The sequence below is a fragment of the Enterobacter cloacae complex sp. Mu1197 genome (genome assembly GCF_040059225.1).
GTDB lineage: Bacteria > Pseudomonadota > Gammaproteobacteria > Enterobacterales > Enterobacteriaceae > Enterobacter > Enterobacter quasiroggenkampii.
Genome location: NZ_CP157375.1, coordinates 4,310,899 through 4,327,351 on the forward strand (window position 1 = coordinate 4,310,899; position 16,453 = coordinate 4,327,351).

Genomic DNA, 16,453 nt, shown 5'->3' on the forward strand with positions numbered 1-16,453 from the left:
AGATGTCACGCCGTTTTTGTCTCTACTCCCCATGTGGCGCAGGCTGATCTATCACCCGGAAGTTAACTACGCACTGCGACAAACGCTGGTGTTGTGTCTACCCGTGGCCATAGGCCTGATCCTCGGACATCTTCAGCAAGGCCTGCTGTTTTCCCTCGTGCCCGCCTGCTGCAACATCGCCGGTCTGGACACGCCGCATAAGCGCTTTGTAAAACGCTTGATTATTGGTGGCTGCCTGTTTGCCGGCTGTAGCCTCGCCGTACAGCTGTTACTGGCTCGTGATATCCCGCTGCCGCTGATCCTGACCGTGCTGGCGATGACGCTCGGCGTCACGGCGGAAATCAGTTCGCTGCACGCCCGCCTGCTTCCCGCTTCGCTGATTGCGGCCATTTTCACGCTGAGCCTCGCCGGGAATATGCCGGTGTGGGAGCCGCTGCTGATCTACGCCCTGGGGACACTGTGGTACGGGCTGTTCAACTGGTTCTGGTTCTGGCTGTGGCGGGAACAGCCGCTGCGCGAATCCCTGAGCCTGCTCTATGTGCAGCTAGCAGAGTACTGCGAAGCCAAATACACCCTGCTGACCCAGCATACCGATCCGGAAAAAGCCTTACCGCCACTGCTGACGCGCCAGCAGAAGGTGGTGGATCTGATAAGCCAGTGCTATCAGCAGCTGCATATGCTCGCCGCCAACAAGAACCACGAGTACAAACGGCTGCTGCGCACCTTCCAGGTCGGGCTGGATCTGCAGGAGCATATCTCCGTGAGCCTGCACCATCCGCAGGAGGTGCAAAAGCTGGTCGAGCGCAGTCACGCCGAAGCGGTGATCCGCTGGAACGCGCAGACCGTCTCGGCACGACTGCGGGTGCTGGCAGACGATATTCTTTACCACCGCTACCCCACGCGCTTTAACATGGAAAAACAGCTCGGCGCGCTGGAGAAAATCGCCCGTCAGCATCCGGATAACCCGGTCGGCCAGTTTGCCGCCTGGCACTTCAGCCGCATCGCCCGCGTGCTGCGCACCCAGCGCCCGCTCTATCCGCGCGACCTGATGGCGGATAAGCAAAAACGGCTGCCGTTATTGCCCGCGCTCAGGAGCTATCTGTCGCTTAAATCGTCCGCCCTGCGCAACGCCGCACGAATTAGCGTGATGCTCAGTACCGCCAGCCTGATGGGCATGGCGCTGCATCTGCCGAAACCCTACTGGATCTTAATGACCGTGCTGTTTGTCACCCAGAACGGCTACGGCGCCACGCGGGTGCGTATTCTGCATCGCGCGGGTGGCACCATGGCCGGGCTGATCATTGCGGGCGTGACGCTGCACTTCCACGTGCCGGAAGGCTACACCCTGGCAGGGATGCTGGCGATCACGCTGGTGAGTTACCTGATTATCCGCAAAAACTACGGCTGGGCGATGGTGGGCTTCACGGTGACGGCGGTATACACCCTGCAGCTACTCACGCTCAATGGCGAACAGTTTATTGTCGCCAGGCTGATCGATACCCTGATCGGCTGCCTGATTGCCTTCGGCGGTATGGTCTGGCTGTGGCCGCAGTGGCAAAGCGGACTGCTCAGGCAGAACGCCCACGACGCGCTGGAAGCCGACCAGCAGGCCATTCGCCTGATCCTGAGCGACGACCCGCAGCCCTCCCCGCTGGCGTATCAGCGCATGAAGGTCAACCAGGCGCACAACGCCCTGTTTAACTCGCTTAATCAGGCGATGCAGGAGCCGGGCTTTAACTCGCACTATCTGGCCGATATGAAGCTCTGGGTGACGCACAGCCAGTTTATCGTCGAGCACATTAACGCCATGACCACGCTGGCGCGCGAGCACACGATGCTCACGCCGGATCTGGCGCAGCGCTATTTGCAGTCGTGTGAAATTGCGTTGCAGCGGTGTCAGCAGCGTCTGGAGTATGACTCGCCGGGTGAGTCGGGGGATTCAAATATTCTGGAAGCGCCGGAAACGCTGACCCACGGCCCAATGAGCACCCTGGAACAGCATTTACAGCGCGTGCTGGGGCATCTGAACACCATGCACACCATTTCGTCGGTGGCATGGCGTCAGCGTCCGCATCATGGGGTTTGGTTAACGCGCGTACTGAAACGAACGCCGTACTAATTCTGCTGGACGATCTTCGCAACCGCCGCGCCAAAGCGGGTTAATCCGTCTTCAATATCCTTATCTTCCACCACCAGCGACGGCGCAAAGCGCATCACGTCCGGCCCGGCGTTGAGCACCATCACCCCTTCGCAAGCGGCGGCGTGCAGGAAATCACGCGCGCGGCCCTTGTACTGTGGCTTCAGCTCAGCGCCAATCAGCAGCCCCATCCCACGGATCTCGCTGAACACGTCGAACTGCTCATCAATCTTTTTCAGGTGTTTCACAAACAGCTCGCGCTTCGCGCTAACGCCGTTCAACACCTCTGGCGTGTTGATTATGTCGAACGCGGCACCCGCCACGGCGCTCGCCAGCGGGTTACCGCCGTAGGTTGAGCCGTGAGAACCGACGTGGAACGCGGAGGCGATCTCCTGCGTCGTCAGGACCGCACTTACCGGGAATCCACCGCCGAGCGCTTTCGCGCTGGTCAGAATATCCGGCGTCACGCCGTAGTGCATATAGGCAAACAGGTCCCCGGTACGTCCCATCCCGCACTGCACTTCATCAAACACCAGCAGCGCCTGATGTTCGTCGCACAGCGCGCGCAACCCTTTCAGGAATTCCGGGGTTGCCGCGGTCACGCCACCTTCCCCCTGAATAGGTTCCACCACCACCGCGCAGGTGTGGTCGTCCATCACCGCTTTTACCGCGTGCAGATCGTTAAACGGCACGTGGACGATGTCGGCCGGTTTCGGGCCAAACCCGTCGGAATACTTCGGCTGGCCGCCAACGGAGACGGTAAAGAAGGAGCGCCCGTGGAAAGCGTTATGGAAGGCGATGATTTTGGTTTTATACGGGCTATGGCGCGTAGTCGCGTAGTAGCGCGCCAGCTTAAAGGCGGTTTCGTTGGCTTCGGTGCCGGAGTTCATAAACAGCACGCGCTCGGCAAACGTGGCATCAATGATCTTGCGGCCCAGGCGCAGCGCCGGTTCGTTGGTGAAGACGTTGCTGGTGTGCCACAGGGTTTCGCCCTGGGTTTTCAGCGCCTCCACCAGCGCGGGATGGCAATGACCCAGCGCCGTGACCGCAATTCCGCCCGCGAAATCCACATACTCTTTACCCTGCTGATCCCAGACGCGGCTGCCTTTCCCCTTCACCGGGATAAACTCAGCCGGTGCATAAATCGGCAGGATCACTTCATCAAATGTTGCGCGGGTAATTGCTGGTTGTTCAGTTGCCATGTCATGCCCATCCATTTTATGTCACATTGATTGTGAAAATATAATCACAAAATATGCATAAAAAATCATAGCAAGGCAACAGATATTCAGCGATGGAGGAAATTTGCCAGCAGCGCGTGCCCCTGCTCGCTGAGGATACTTTCCGGATGGAACTGCACGCCTTCGAGATCCCATTCGCGGTGGCGAATCCCCATGATCTCCTGCGTATCGCTCCATGCGGTCACCTCAAAGCCGTCAGGCAGCGTCGGCGGGTCAATCACCAGCGAGTGGTAGCGCGTCACGGTTAACGGATTATTGAGCCCCGTAAACACCCCGGTGCCCGCGTGCGTGACCGGCGAGGTTTTTCCGTGCATCACTTTGGCGGCCCGCACGATGGTGGCGCCAAACGCCTGGGCAATCGCCTGATGACCCAGGCAGACGCCCAGGATCGGCAGCCTGCCGGCATAGTGCTGGATAACCTCCAGCGAAATACCCGATTCCGACGGCGTGCAGGGGCCGGGTGAAATCACGATTTTCTGCGGAGCCAGCGTCTCGATATCGGCGAGCTCGATCTCGTCGTTGCGACGAACAACCACCTCTGCACCCAGTTCGCAAAAATACTGGTAAAGGTTCCAGGTGAAGGAATCGTAGTTATCAATCAGCAGAATCATGGCGGCTCCCGAAAAAAATGCCGCCCTATTCTACTCAGATTCCCGCGCTTCGCTCACTACTTTGGCAAAGATAGCGTTTAGCGCGGTCAAATCCCCCGTTGCGCCGCTGCGGTTAGCGGTCACCCACTGCTCAGGATCGATATCGCGCCAGTCCAGCGCGTAACCCGCGTGAAGCGCCAGCTGCTCGAAGAACACCCGTTGGGCAATGCCATTGCCGCGCATAAACGGGTGCAGCATGTTGATTTCGCAGTAATAGTGGCTAACCCGGTCAACAAACGCCGCTTTCTCAAGGCCCACAAGATACTTTTCGCTTTCCAGCGCCGCCATCAGTTCATTCCCCATCTTCTCGATGTATTCGAAATGGCAGAAGGGAATATCCCCCTTGAAAATATCGTCGGTACGGAACTCCCCTGCCCGCTTCATCTCTCTGCGGTAGAGATGGCGGTGAATAAGGCACAGATGGGGTAACCCGGGCGCGGAAGGCCCAAGCTCCAGGGTCTCAATGTCGGGCTCCGATGGACCATTACCTTTCTCAAGGAGACAACTGGCCTGAAAGTTGACGCTACGCTGCTGCTCCCAGAGACGGGATTTTTGCTTGTCGGTGAGTTTTTTCACTTAACGCCTCCCTGAATAGTCCGTTTGCCACAAGTATAAGCAGCAAAACGCGCTTTCGCAGGGAGGGCGACATCACGCGGGCAGGAGAAGCCCGCGTTCAGAAGAATTACGGCAGAACTTTTGCGGAGAGGATCACGACAGGTTTTGACGGCACATTCTGGTACGGACCGACGTCATGAGTAGGCACCTGAGAAATCTTGTCGGCGACGTCCATCCCTTTCACAATTTTACCGAACACCGCATAGCCGAAGTCACGCTGACCGTGGTCGAGGAAGGCGTTATCCGCCACGTTGAGGAAGAACTGGCTGGTCGCGCTGTCTTTGTCCGCGGTACGCGCCATAGAGATCGTGCCGCGCTTGTTCAGCAGGCCGTTATCCGCTTCGTTTTTGATTGGCGGGTTTGGCTGTTTCTGCTGCATCTGCTCGTTGAAGCCACCGCCCTGAATCATGAAGCCTGGGATCACGCGGTGGAAGGTGGTGTTGTTGTAGAAGCCGCTGTTCACATAGTCGAGGAAGTTTTTCACAGAAACCGGAGCTTTCTGGCTATTCAGTTCCAGCTCAATATTCCCGGCGGAGGTGGTCAGCAGAACGTGAGGGTCCCCTTTTGCTGCCAGCGCAGCAGGGGAAACGGCAGAAAGAGCAAACACAGCTGCGACAGCCGCCAGTGTTGATTTGAGCATGAGAATTCCTTAACAAAGCGCAGTATAAAAAGCGAATGGCTTGATTCTAAAGAGCAGTATGAACGGAGACCAGCCTTTTACCTAATTTTACGAAATTGAAACAGTTGTAACCACGCAAACGATTGGTTTTATCGCCTTTTTATGTGATCGCGATCACATAAAAACCTGCAATGAACTTCTAATTTCTCTTAAAAGATATGAATAGATCACTTTAATGTCTAAAATCTGCCCGCTCTCAGCGCCCGATGGGCGCTTTTCTTTTTCTGAACAGGCCAGACATGACTAACAGCAATCGCATCAAGCTCACATGGATCAGCTTCTTCTCCTACGCCCTGACCGGCGCGTTGGTGATCGTCACCGGGATGGTGATGGGGAATATCGCAGACTACTTCCAGCTGCCCGTTTCCAGCATGAGTAACACCTTCACCTTCCTCAACGCGGGGATCCTGATCTCTATCTTCCTGAATGCCTGGCTGATGGAAATCGTGCCGCTGAAAACCCAGCTTCGCTTCGGCTTTGTGCTGATGGTCGCCGCCGTGGCGGGGCTGATGCTGAGCCACAGCATCGCCCTGTTCTCTGCCGCCATGTTCGTGCTCGGCCTGGTTAGCGGGATCACCATGTCGATCGGTACGTTCCTGATTACCCATATGTATGAAGGCCGCCAGCGCGGCGCGCGCCTGCTGTTTACCGACTCCTTCTTCAGCATGGCCGGCATGATCTTCCCGATGGTCGCGGCCGTTCTGCTGGCCCGCAGCATTGAATGGTACTGGGTCTATGCCTGCATTGGTCTGGTCTACGTGGCGATCTTTATTCTGACCTTCGGCTGCGAGTTCCCGGTACTGGGCAAGAAAGCGCAAACCACGGCAGAGCCTGTGGCGAAAGAGAAATGGGGTATCGGCGTGCTGTTCCTCTCCATCGCCGCCCTGTGCTACATCCTGGGCCAGCTGGGCTTTATCTCCTGGGTACCGGAATACGCCAAAGGTCTGGGCATGAGCCTGAACGACGCGGGCAAACTGGTGAGCGATTTCTGGATGTCTTACATGTTCGGCATGTGGGCGTTTAGCTTCATCCTGCGCTTCTTCGACCTGCAGCGCATTCTGACCGTGCTGGCAGGTCTGGCGACCGTGCTGATGTATCTGTTCATCAACGGTTCCCCGGAACATATGCCGTGGTTCATTCTGACCCTGGGCTTCTTCTCCAGCGCGATCTACACCTCGATCATCACCCTGGGCTCCCTGCAGACCAAAGTGGCCTCGCCGAAGCTGGTTAACTTCGTTCTGACCTGCGGCACCATCGGCACCATGCTGACCTTCGTGGTGACGGGCCCGATCGTTGCCCACAGCGGCCCGCTGGCCGCGCTGCACACCGCGAACGGTCTGTACGCCGTGGTGTTCATCATGTGCTTCATCCTGGGCTTTGTGACCCGCCACCGCCAGCACAACGCGGCAGCGGCATCGCACTAAACCCTGCGCCCCTTTGCATTATGCAGAGGGGCTGTTTCTGGCGAAACTGACCTCTTCTCCTCCGGTATCCATCTGGATCCAGGTCTGCGCCAGCTGCGTGGTGGCGATAATCCGCCCCTGACGAATCGACCAGCGCACCGGCACCTGACAGCGCACCGCTTCAAACCCGCTCTCCGCAGGCAAAATAATCAGATTTGCCGGATTTCCCGTTTCAATACCGTAATCGCTCAGGCCGAAGGTACGGGCGCTGTTATGGGTGATCAGGTTCAGGCCGCTGTCGATTTGCGGATAGCCCATCATCTGGCAGACGTGTAGCCCCATATGCAGCACCTGCAGCATGTTGCCGGTGCCGAGCGGGTACCACGGGTCGAAGACGTCGTCGTGACCGAAGCAGACGTTAATGCCCGCCTCCTGCAGTTCTTTCACGCGGGTGATACCGCGACGCTTCGGATAGTCATCAAAGCGCCCCTGCAGGTGGATGTTGACCAGCGGGTTAGCAACGAAGTTAATCCCCGACATCTTCAGCAGGCGGAAAAGCCGCGAGGTGTAAGCGCCGTTGTAGGAGTGCATGGCGGTGGTGTGGCTGGCCGTCACGCGCGGGCCGATGCCAGCCTCATACGCCAGCGTGGCCACCGTCTCGACAAACCTCGACTGTTCGTCGTCAATTTCATCGCAGTGGATATCCAGCGGTCGGTCATACTTCTTCGCCAGTTCAAAAGCGATGTGCAGCGACTGGACGCCATATTCCCGGGTAAATTCGAAGTGCGGGATCGCCCCGACCACGTCGGCCCCCAGTTTTAACGCCTCTTCCAGCAGCGCCGCGCCGTTCGGGTAAGAGAGAATACCTTCCTGCGGAAACGCGACGATTTGCAGCGTTACCCACGGCGCCACCTCCTGTTTCACCTCCAGCATCGCCTTCAGGGCGGTGAGCGTCGGGTCAGAGACATCCACATGGGTACGAACAAACTGGATGCCGTTGGCGATTTGCCACTTCAGCGTTTTCCAGGCGCGGGCTTTCACATCCTCATGGCTGAGCAGCGCCTTGCGCTCCGCCCAGCGTTCAATGCCTTCGAACAGCGTGCCGGACTGGTTCCAGTTCGGCTCCCCCGCCGTCTGGGTGGTATCAAGATGAATATGCGGCTCGATGAACGGCGGGAGAGCAAGCCCACCGCGCGCGTTCAGTACCTCATAACTTTCGGCGTGGGTATCGTCCATGAGGGTGATGTCACCAAATCGCCCGTTCTCGATGGCAAGTTGCCACAGCCCATCCCGACCCGGTAAACGTACATTCTGAACAAGCCATAACGGTGATGTAGACATACCTTTCCCCTCATAAACGCAGCTGATATTCAGGCGTATCGATTTTTGCAAAACCGCCCCTGAGTTGTACACAAATTCAACGAACACGAAAAGCCTGCGATTTCCGCCACTTATAAAAATCCTGACAAATCAGCCATATACCACCTAAGGAGTAGGCGAAGACGTATTTGATTTGCATCAATAAGCGCCACTGCTGAATCGTTAAGGTAGGCAATAATAGAAAAGAAATCGAGGCAATAATGAGCAAAGTCAGACTCGCTATCATCGGTAACGGTATGGTCGGCCACCGCTTTATTGAGGATCTTCTCGATAAGGCCGATGCTGAGCAGTTCGATATTACCGTGTTCTGTGAAGAACCCCGCAAGGCGTACGATCGTGTGCACTTGTCTTCCTACTTCTCCCATCATACCGCCGAAGAGCTCTCTCTGGTGCGCGAAGGTTTCTACGAGAAGCATGGCGTAAAAGTGCTGGTGGGCGAACGCGCTATCACCATCAACCGTCAGGAAAAAGTGATCCACTCCAGTGCTGGCCGTACGGTTTTTTACGACAAGCTGATCATGGCGACAGGCTCGTACCCGTGGATCCCGCCAATTAAAGGCTCGGAAACACAGGATTGCTTCGTTTACCGTACCATTGAAGATCTCAACGCCATCGAATCCTGTGCGCGTAGAAGCAAACGCGGCGCAGTTGTCGGCGGCGGCCTGCTGGGTCTGGAAGCGGCAGGCGCGCTGAAAAACCTCGGCGTGGAAACCCACGTCATCGAATTTGCCCCGATGCTGATGGCCGAACAGCTCGACCACATGGGCGGTGACCAGCTGCGTCGTAAAATCGAAAGCATGGGCGTGAAGGTTCACACCAGCAAGAACACCAAAGAGATCGTTCAGGAAGGGACTGAAGCGCGCAAAACCATGCGCTTTGCCGACGGCAGCGAGCTGGAGGTGGACTTCATCGTCTTCTCCACCGGTATTCGTCCGCGCGACAAGCTGGCGACCCAGTGCGGTCTGGCCGTCGCGCAGCGCGGCGGGATCATGATTAACGACACCTGCCAGACCTCCGATCCGGATATCTACGCCATCGGCGAATGCGCCAGCTGGAACAACCGCGTATACGGCCTGGTGGCGCCGGGCTACAAAATGGCGCAGGTCGCCGTGGATCATATCCTCGGCAGCGAAAACGCCTTCACCGGCGCAGACATGAGCGCCAAGCTGAAGCTGCTGGGCGTGGATGTAGGCGGTATTGGCGATGCGCACGGCCGCACCCCGAATTCCCGCAGCTACGTCTATCTGGACGAAAGCAAAGAGGTCTACAAACGACTCATCGTCAGCCAGGACAACAAAACCCTGCTCGGCGCGGTGCTGGTGGGCGACACCAGCGACTTCGGTAACCTGCTCCAGCTGGTGCTCAACGCCATCGAGCTGCCGGAAAACCCGGATGCGCTGATCCTCCCGGCGCACGCCTCCAGCGGCAAGCCGTCCATCGGCGTGGATAAACTGCCGGACAGCGCGCAGATTTGCTCCTGCTTCGACGTGACCAAAGGCATGCTGATCTCCGCGATCAACAAAGGGTGTCACACCGTTGCGGCGCTGAAAGCGGAAACCAAAGCCGGTACCGGCTGCGGCGGCTGTATTCCGCTGGTCACTCAGGTGCTAAACGCCGAACTGGCGAAACAGGGCATCGAAGTGAACAATAACCTGTGCGAGCACTTCGCGTATTCTCGCCAGGAGCTGTATCACCTGATCCGCGTGGAAGGCATTAAGTCCTTCGACGAACTGCTGGCGAAGCACGGCCAGGGCTACGGCTGTGAAGTGTGTAAACCGACCGTCGGCTCCCTGCTGGCCTCCTGCTGGAACGAGTACGTGCTCAAGCCCGAGCATACGCCGCTGCAGGATACCAACGACAACTTCCTGGCCAACATCCAGAAAGACGGCACCTACTCCGTGATTCCACGCTCGGCCGGTGGTGAAATCACGCCGGAAGGGCTGGTCGCGGTGGGCCGTATCGCACGTGAATTTAACCTCTACACCAAAATTACCGGCTCCCAGCGTATCGGCCTGTTTGGCGCGCAGAAGGACGACCTGCCGGAAATCTGGCGTCAGCTGATTGAAGCGGGCTTCGAAACCGGCCACGCGTACGCCAAAGCGCTGCGCATGGCGAAAACCTGCGTGGGCAGCACCTGGTGTCGCTACGGCGTCGGCGACAGCGTGGGCTTCGGCGTTGAGCTGGAAAACCGCTACAAAGGCATCCGTACCCCGCACAAAATGAAGTTCGGCGTCTCCGGCTGCACCCGCGAATGTGCGGAAGCGCAGGGTAAAGACGTGGGTATTATTGCCACCGAGAAAGGCTGGAACCTGTATGTGTGCGGCAACGGCGGGATGAAACCGCGCCATGCGGACCTGCTGGCGGCGGATCTCGATCGTGACACGCTGATTCAGTATCTCGACCGCTTCATGATGTTCTACATCCGTACCGCCGATAAGCTGACTCGTACCGCCTCCTGGCTCGATAACCTCGAGGGCGGCATCGATTACCTTAAATCGGTCATCATCGACGACAAGCTGGGCCTGAACGAACATCTTGAAGCGGAGATGGCGCGCCTGCGCGAGGCGGTGATCTGCGAGTGGACGGAAACCGTCAACACCCCGGCGGCGCAGACGCGCTTCAAACACTTTATCAACAGCACCCAGCGCGACCCGAACGTACAGGTTGTACCGGAGCGCGAACAGCATCGTCCGGCGACACCGTATGAACGTATTCCGGTCACGCTGGTGGAGGAAAACGCATGAGCCAGTGGGTAAACATCTGCAATATTAACGACATTCTCCCCGCCACCGGCGTCTGTGCGCTGCTGGGCAGCGAGCAGGTGGCGATTTTCCGCCCTCGCCACGATGAACAGGTTTTTGCCATCAGCAATATCGACCCGTTCTTTGAGGCCAGCGTGCTCTCCCGCGGCCTGATTGCCGAGCACCAGGGTGAACTGTGGGTCGCCAGCCCGTTGAAAAAGCAGCGTTTCCGCTTAACCGACGGACTCTGCATGGAAGATGAAAGCTTCTCGGTCAAACACTACGACGTCCGCGTGAAGGACGGCGAGGTGCAGCTGAAAGCGTAACCCCTCGCCTTTTCAATAGGAAAGGCTTATGACCCCTTATGGGTAACGGCAGGAAAAACCGTATGTTCTGTACGATTCCTGCTGTTATCCTGACGTCAATTCTTCCCCCGCCATGAATGCTGTGAGGTAACGTCGTGGATCACCTGCCGATTTTTTGTCAATTACGCAACCGCGACTGCCTGCTCGTGGGCGGCGGCGACGTGGCCGAGCGCAAAGCGCGCCTGCTGTTAGAGGCTGGCGCCCGCCTGACCGTGAATGCCCTGTCCTTCGCCCCCCAGTTTGAGGTTTGGGCTCAGGAAGGGATGCTCACGCTGGAACAGGGCGCGTTTAATGAATCCCTGCTGGATACCTGCTGGCTGACCATTGCCGCGACGGATGACGATGAAGTGAACCAGCGCGTGAGCGACGCCTGCGAAGCGCGCCGTATCTTCTGCAACGTGGTGGATGCGCCGAAAGAGGCCAGCTTTATCATGCCGTCGATTATCGACCGCTCGCCGCTGATGATTGCGGTCTCCTCCGGGGGACGTTCGCCGGTTCTCGCGCGTCTGCTGCGGGAAAAACTGGAAGCCCTGTTGCCCCAGCATCTTGGCCAGATTGCGCATTATGCCGGGCAGCTGCGTTCACGCGTGAAGCAAACCTTCGCGACCGTGGGCGAGCGCCGTCGCTTCTGGGAAAAATTCTTTGTGAACGACAGGCTGGCGCAGTCGCTGGCGAATCAGGACACCAAAGCCGTTGAAGAAACGACCGAACAGCTGCTGAGCGAACCGCTGGACCATCGCGGCGAAGTGGTGCTGGTGGGCGCAGGCCCCGGTGATGCGGGCTTGCTGACGCTGAAAGGGCTACAGCAGATCCAGCAGGCGGATATCGTGGTGTACGACCGTCTGGTGTCCGATGACATCATGAATCTGGTCCGTCGCGATGCCGACCGCGTCTTCGTGGGCAAACGGGCGGGCTACCACTGCGTGCCGCAGGAGGAGATCAACCAGATCCTGCTGCGCGAGGCGCAGAAAGGTAAACGCGTAGTGCGCCTTAAGGGCGGCGATCCGTTTATCTGCGGCGGCGAAGAGCTGGAAACCCTGTGCGACGCGGGTATTCCGTTCTCTGTCGTGCCCGGCATTACGGCGGCGTCCGGCTGTTCAGCATACTCTGGCATTCCGCTGACCCACCGGGATTACGCCCAGAGCGTACGTCTGGTGACGGGGCACCTGAAGACCGGCAGCGAGCTGGACTGGCATAACCTGGCCGCTGAAAAGCAGACGCTGGTGTTCTACATGGGGCTCAATCAGGCCGCCACGATTCAGGCGAAGCTGCTGGAGCACGGTATGAATGCGGATATGCCCGTCGCGCTGGTCGAAAACGGCACCGCCATTACGCAGCGCGTGGTGGATGGCGTACTGACGCAGCTCGGTGAGCTGGCGCAGCAGGTTGAAAGCCCGGCGCTGATTGTGGTGGGCCGCGTGGTTGAACTGCGCGACAGGCTGAACTGGTTCTCGAATCACTAACGCATATTCTCCCTTCCTGGAGTAGTCCTTAAGCGGACTACTCCCCTCTTACGCCTACCGATAACATACCGCCCGCATAGTGGAACTTTTCCATTTATTCCCTCGTATTACATCCATTTTTTAGACAAGGAATGCATATGTTCAAACTGGCAAAAGCCGCCGTTCTGGTTGGCCTGTTATCGACGCTGACGGCCTGCACCGGTCACGTACAGAACACCAAAAATAATTGCAGCTACGATTATCTGCTGCACCCGGCGATCTCCATTTCGAAAATCATCGGTGGTTGCGGCCCGGCAGCGCAGCAGTAAGCGTTTTACAGGCGTAAAAAAACCGGGATGTCCCGGTTTTTTTGTTGATGCGGAGCGTTTTTTTGTCGGGTGGCGCTGACGCTTACCCGACCTACACGGTCCCGTAGGCCGGGTAAGGCGAAGCCGTCACCCGGCAAAGCGGCTTAAGGCTTCGCCACAAACCCAATCGCTTCATACACCGCTTTCAGGGTTTCGGACGCGCGCGCGCTGGCTTTTTCCGCGCCCTCTTTCATCACTTTCTGCAGGAAAGCTTCGTCGTTACGGTAGCGGTGATAACGCTCCTGCAGCTCGGTCAGCATGCCGGAAACGGCATCTGCCACTTCGCCTTTCAGGTGGCCGTACATCTTGCCTTCGAAGTGTTTTTCCAGCTCAGGGATGCTCTGGCCGGTGACGCCGGAGAGGATATCCAGCAGGTTGGAGACGCCCGCTTTGTTCTGCACGTCGTAGCGCACTACAGGCGGCTCGTCGGAATCGGTCACCGCGCGCTTGAGTTTTTTCACCACCGATTTCGGATCTTCCAGCAGGCCGATAACGTTGTTACGGTTATCGTCAGACTTGGACATCTTCTTGGTCGGCTCCAGCAGCGACATCACGCGCGCGCCGGACTTCGGAATGAAAGGCTCAGGCACTTTAAACACATCGCCGTAGATCGCATTAAAGCGCTGGGCGATATCGCGGCTCAGCTCCAGGTGCTGCTTCTGGTCTTCACCCACCGGGACCTGGTTAGTCTGGTACAGCAGAATATCTGCCGCCATCAGCACCGGATAGTCAAACAGACCGGCGTTGATGTTTTCTGAGTAGCGCGCGGATTTATCCTTGAACTGCGTCATGCGGCTCAGCTCGCCGAAATAGGTGTAGCAGTTCAGCGCCCAGCCCAGCTGCGCGTGCTCCGGCACGTGAGACTGAACGAAGATGGTGCTCTTCTCTGGATCAATACCGCAGGCCAGATACAGCGCCAGGGTGTCCAGCGTGGCTTTACGCAGCTTCTCAGGATCCTGACGCGCGGTAATCGCATGGAGATCGACGATGCAGTAAATGCAATGGTAGTCATCCTGCATGCTGACCCACTGACGTAACGCACCCATGTAGTTACCAATGGTCAATTCACCTGAAGGCTGTGCGCCACTAAAAACGATGGGCTTAGTCATTATTCAATTCCTGATGTTCACTGTGCGAAAGCCCGAGTGCGGGCAACAAATCTTTGAAGTGGTCGAAAACGACGTCCGGCTCACTCAGCGTGATGGCTTCACCGTAGTTGTAGCCATAGGTTAACCCCACGGAAGGACACCCGGCCGCGCGGGCAGCCAGAATATCATTGCGGGAATCGCCGACAAAGAGCAGCTCCGCAGGCGTTAAGGATAATTTTCCTGCCACCAGCAGCAGCGGTTCCGGATGAGGCTTTTTGTTTTGCACATCGTCGCCGCCCACAATCACGGAGAAATACTTCGCGATATCGAGCGCGTCGAGCAGAGGCGCAACGAAAGGGGTTGGCTTGTTGGTCACCAGACCCAGCGGGATGCCCTTCGCGTGCAGCGCACTCAGCGTTTCCTGAACGTCCGGGAACAGGAAACTGCCCTCCTCGACGGTCTCTTCATAGAAACGATCGAACAGTTTGCGCAGAATACGCAGCTGCTCTTCCTGCGGGATGTCCGCGTGATCGACGCTCGGTTTCCCCTGGGCGGAACGCTGCGACGCACGCTCCTGACGCGCCCACGTCAACGCGCGCTCCATCAGAACATCGGCGCCGTTGCCAATCCACGTGACGACACGCTCTTCACCCGCAACGGGGAGTTCAAGTGCATACAGCGCCTGGTCAACGGCGCTCGTTAAGCCCGGCGCGCTGTCAACCAGCGTGCCGTCGAGGTCGAATGCCACACCCCGAATAGCCTGTAATTTATCCATGACTTACCTTCGCCAGCTCGCGGCGCATTTCATCGATGACTTTTTTGTAATCTGGTTGGTCGAAAATGGCTGAACCGGCAACGAACATATCCGCGCCTGCCGCCGCAATTTCACCAATGTTATTCACTTTCACGCCGCCGTCCACTTCCAGACGAATATCGTAGCCTGACTCGTCAATACGACGGCGGACTTCACGCAGCTTATCCAGCGTGTGAGGGATGAATGACTGGCCGCCAAAGCCCGGGTTAACGGACATCAGCAGGATCACGTCCAGCTTGTCCATGACATAGTCGAGATAGCTCAGCGGCGTGGCCGGGTTAAACACCAGCCCCGCTTTACAGCCGTTCTCTTTGATCAGCTGCAGCGTGCGATCCACATGTTCAGAGGCTTCCGGATGGAAGGTGATGATGCTGGCACCCGCCGCGGCGAAGTCAGGCACGATGCGATCAACCGGTTTCACCATCAGGTGAACGTCGATCGGGGCGGTAATGCCATAGTTACGCAGCGCCTTGAGCACCATCGGACCGATGGTCAGGTTTGGAACGTAGTGGTTATCCATCACGTCGAAATGGACGACATCCGCGCCAGCCGCCAGTGCGTTGGCAGTGTCTTCACCCAGGCGGGCAAAATCGGCCGACAGAATTGAGGGAGCAATCAAAAACTGTTTCATCCGCTTCTCCTTGAAATGTGTTTACCGGCGGGCAAAACGGCTCAGGGGCGATAAAGAGCCAGGAGTTCGTCCACCTTTTTACGTGTGCCGCCGTTGCTGCTAATGCTACGCCGCACCTTAACCTGAAAATGCTTCGCGGCTTTGTACCATTCGCGCGTATCAGGCGTATCGTGATTCGAAATTAACACCGGAATTCTTTTGCTGACCAGCTTTTCCGCCATCTCCGCCAGGCGCGCCTGCTCGGCAGGGCTGAAGCTGTTAGTGTGATAAGCGGTGAAGTTCGCCGTCGCAGACAGCGGCGCGTATGGCGGGTCACAGTAAACCACCGAATTTACGCCAGCCAGCTCCATACACTCTTCATAGGAGAGGCAATGGAACTCCGCGTTCTGCGCTTTTTCGGCAAAGTGATACAGCTCGTCCTGTGGGAAATACGGGCGCTTATAGCGGCCAAACGGCACGTTAAATTCCCCACGAAGATTATACCGGCACAGGCCGTTGTAACCATGCCGGTTGAGATAGAGGAACAGCAGGGCTCTGCGGAACGGATCCTGGCTCTGGTTAAACTCCGCGCGGAACTGGTAGTAAACGTCCGGGTTGTTGTTCTCGGGCGTAAACAGTTTGCGCGCCTCGGCGACATACTCATCGGTACGCAGCTTAACGATGTTATAGAGGCTGATAAGGTCGCTGTTGATATCCGCCAGGATATAACGAGAAAAATCGGTGTTGAGAAACACCGACCCCGCACCCACGAAAGGTTCGATAAGGCACTCGCCTTTAGGCAGGTGCTTTTTAATATCATCGAGCAGGGGGTATTTCCCCCCTGCCCATTTCAGAAAAGCGCGATTTTTTTTCATGCTGACTAACTGATTACACCTTCTCCGGCTGTGGAGAAAGCTCCG

The 16,453-nt window shown here is 57.5% G+C and carries 15 protein-coding genes; 6 read left to right on the forward strand and 9 right to left on the reverse strand.

The genetic code is table 11. From position 1 onward, the window contains the following. Positions 1–31: 31 nt before the first annotated feature. The gene (locus tag ABFV38_RS20395; protein WP_348959439.1) at positions 32–2,119 is read left to right on the forward strand and encodes a YccS/YhfK family putative transporter; all 2,088 of its coding nucleotides are present in this window, start codon (positions 32–34) and stop codon (positions 2,117–2,119) included. On the opposite strand, the gene ABFV38_RS20400 is transcribed toward ABFV38_RS20395, so the two are convergent. From ABFV38_RS20400 to ppiA, 4 genes are all read right to left on the reverse strand, one after another. Continuing rightward, positions 2,116–3,339 (reverse strand): aspartate aminotransferase family protein, encoded by a 1,224-nt coding sequence (locus ABFV38_RS20400; RefSeq protein ID WP_348957923.1) that lies wholly within the window; start codon positions 3,337–3,339, stop codon positions 2,116–2,118. The genes ABFV38_RS20395 and ABFV38_RS20400 overlap by 4 nt on opposite strands. Before the next feature lie 86 nt (positions 3,340–3,425). Beyond that, positions 3,426–3,989 (reverse strand): aminodeoxychorismate synthase component 2, encoded by a 564-nt coding sequence (gene pabA, locus ABFV38_RS20405; protein ID WP_045909324.1) that lies wholly within the window; start codon positions 3,987–3,989, stop codon positions 3,426–3,428. Between the two features lie 30 nt (positions 3,990–4,019). Beyond that, complete coding sequence (locus ABFV38_RS20410) at positions 4,020–4,604, reverse strand: putative adenosine monophosphate-protein transferase Fic (protein ID WP_048027677.1); 585 nt, start codon at positions 4,602–4,604, stop codon at positions 4,020–4,022. 106 nt (positions 4,605–4,710) lie between these two features. Continuing rightward, complete coding sequence (gene ppiA, locus ABFV38_RS20415) at positions 4,711–5,283, reverse strand: peptidylprolyl isomerase A (protein ID WP_014885514.1); 573 nt, start codon at positions 5,281–5,283, stop codon at positions 4,711–4,713. Positions 5,284–5,561: 278 nt separating this feature from the next. Between ppiA and tsgA the strand changes: the two genes are divergently transcribed. After that, a complete protein-coding gene (gene tsgA, locus ABFV38_RS20420; RefSeq protein ID WP_021242206.1) occupies positions 5,562–6,746 on the forward strand; it encodes an MFS transporter TsgA in 1,185 nt (394 codons plus the stop codon). An 18-nt stretch (positions 6,747–6,764) separates the two neighbouring features. On the opposite strand, the gene ABFV38_RS20425 is transcribed toward tsgA, so the two are convergent. Continuing rightward, complete coding sequence (locus ABFV38_RS20425) at positions 6,765–8,066, reverse strand: cytosine deaminase (protein WP_348957926.1); 1,302 nt, start codon at positions 8,064–8,066, stop codon at positions 6,765–6,767. A gap of 239 nt (positions 8,067–8,305) precedes the next feature. On the opposite strand from ABFV38_RS20425, the gene nirB reads away from it, so the two are divergent. The 4 genes from nirB (at position 8,306) to ABFV38_RS20445 (ending at position 12,982) form a co-directional block, all read left to right on the forward strand. Then, positions 8,306–10,849 carry a nitrite reductase large subunit NirB gene (nirB, locus tag ABFV38_RS20430; RefSeq protein WP_233396107.1) on the forward strand — a complete coding sequence of 848 codons (2,544 nt, stop codon included), beginning with the start codon at positions 8,306–8,308 and terminating at the stop codon, positions 10,847–10,849. Continuing rightward, positions 10,846–11,172, forward strand: a complete 327-nt coding sequence (gene nirD / locus ABFV38_RS20435; protein WP_045909328.1) for a nitrite reductase small subunit NirD — start codon at positions 10,846–10,848, stop codon at positions 11,170–11,172. The genes nirB and nirD overlap by 4 nt, the downstream gene beginning before the upstream one ends. Before the next feature lie 134 nt (positions 11,173–11,306). Further along, positions 11,307–12,674: a siroheme synthase CysG gene (cysG, locus tag ABFV38_RS20440; RefSeq protein ID WP_348957928.1), complete on the forward strand. Its 1,368-nt coding sequence runs from the start codon at positions 11,307–11,309 to the stop codon at positions 12,672–12,674. A gap of 137 nt (positions 12,675–12,811) precedes the next feature. Next, positions 12,812–12,982: a YhfL family protein gene (locus ABFV38_RS20445; RefSeq protein WP_008503029.1), complete on the forward strand. Its 171-nt coding sequence runs from the start codon at positions 12,812–12,814 to the stop codon at positions 12,980–12,982. A 143-nt stretch (positions 12,983–13,125) separates the two neighbouring features. Here ABFV38_RS20445 and trpS read toward each other — a convergent pair whose 3' ends face one another. Genes trpS through dam form a run of 4 tightly spaced genes read right to left on the reverse strand, consistent with a single transcriptional unit; the run spans position 13,126 to position 16,408 of the window. Continuing rightward, a complete protein-coding gene (trpS, locus tag ABFV38_RS20450) occupies positions 13,126–14,130 on the reverse strand; it encodes a tryptophan--tRNA ligase (protein ID WP_024907925.1) in 1,005 nt (334 codons plus the stop codon). Next, positions 14,123–14,884, reverse strand: a complete 762-nt coding sequence (gene gph / locus ABFV38_RS20455; RefSeq protein ID WP_167214943.1) for a phosphoglycolate phosphatase — start codon at positions 14,882–14,884, stop codon at positions 14,123–14,125. Before gph ends, trpS begins: the two co-directional genes overlap by 8 nt. Then, positions 14,877–15,554, reverse strand: a complete 678-nt coding sequence (gene rpe, locus ABFV38_RS20460) for a ribulose-phosphate 3-epimerase (protein WP_008503032.1) — start codon at positions 15,552–15,554, stop codon at positions 14,877–14,879. The genes gph and rpe overlap by 8 nt, the downstream gene beginning before the upstream one ends. 41 nt (positions 15,555–15,595) lie before the next feature. Next, complete coding sequence (dam, locus tag ABFV38_RS20465; RefSeq protein ID WP_045909331.1) at positions 15,596–16,408, reverse strand: adenine-specific DNA-methyltransferase; 813 nt, start codon at positions 16,406–16,408, stop codon at positions 15,596–15,598. Positions 16,409–16,453 lie beyond the last annotated feature (45 nt).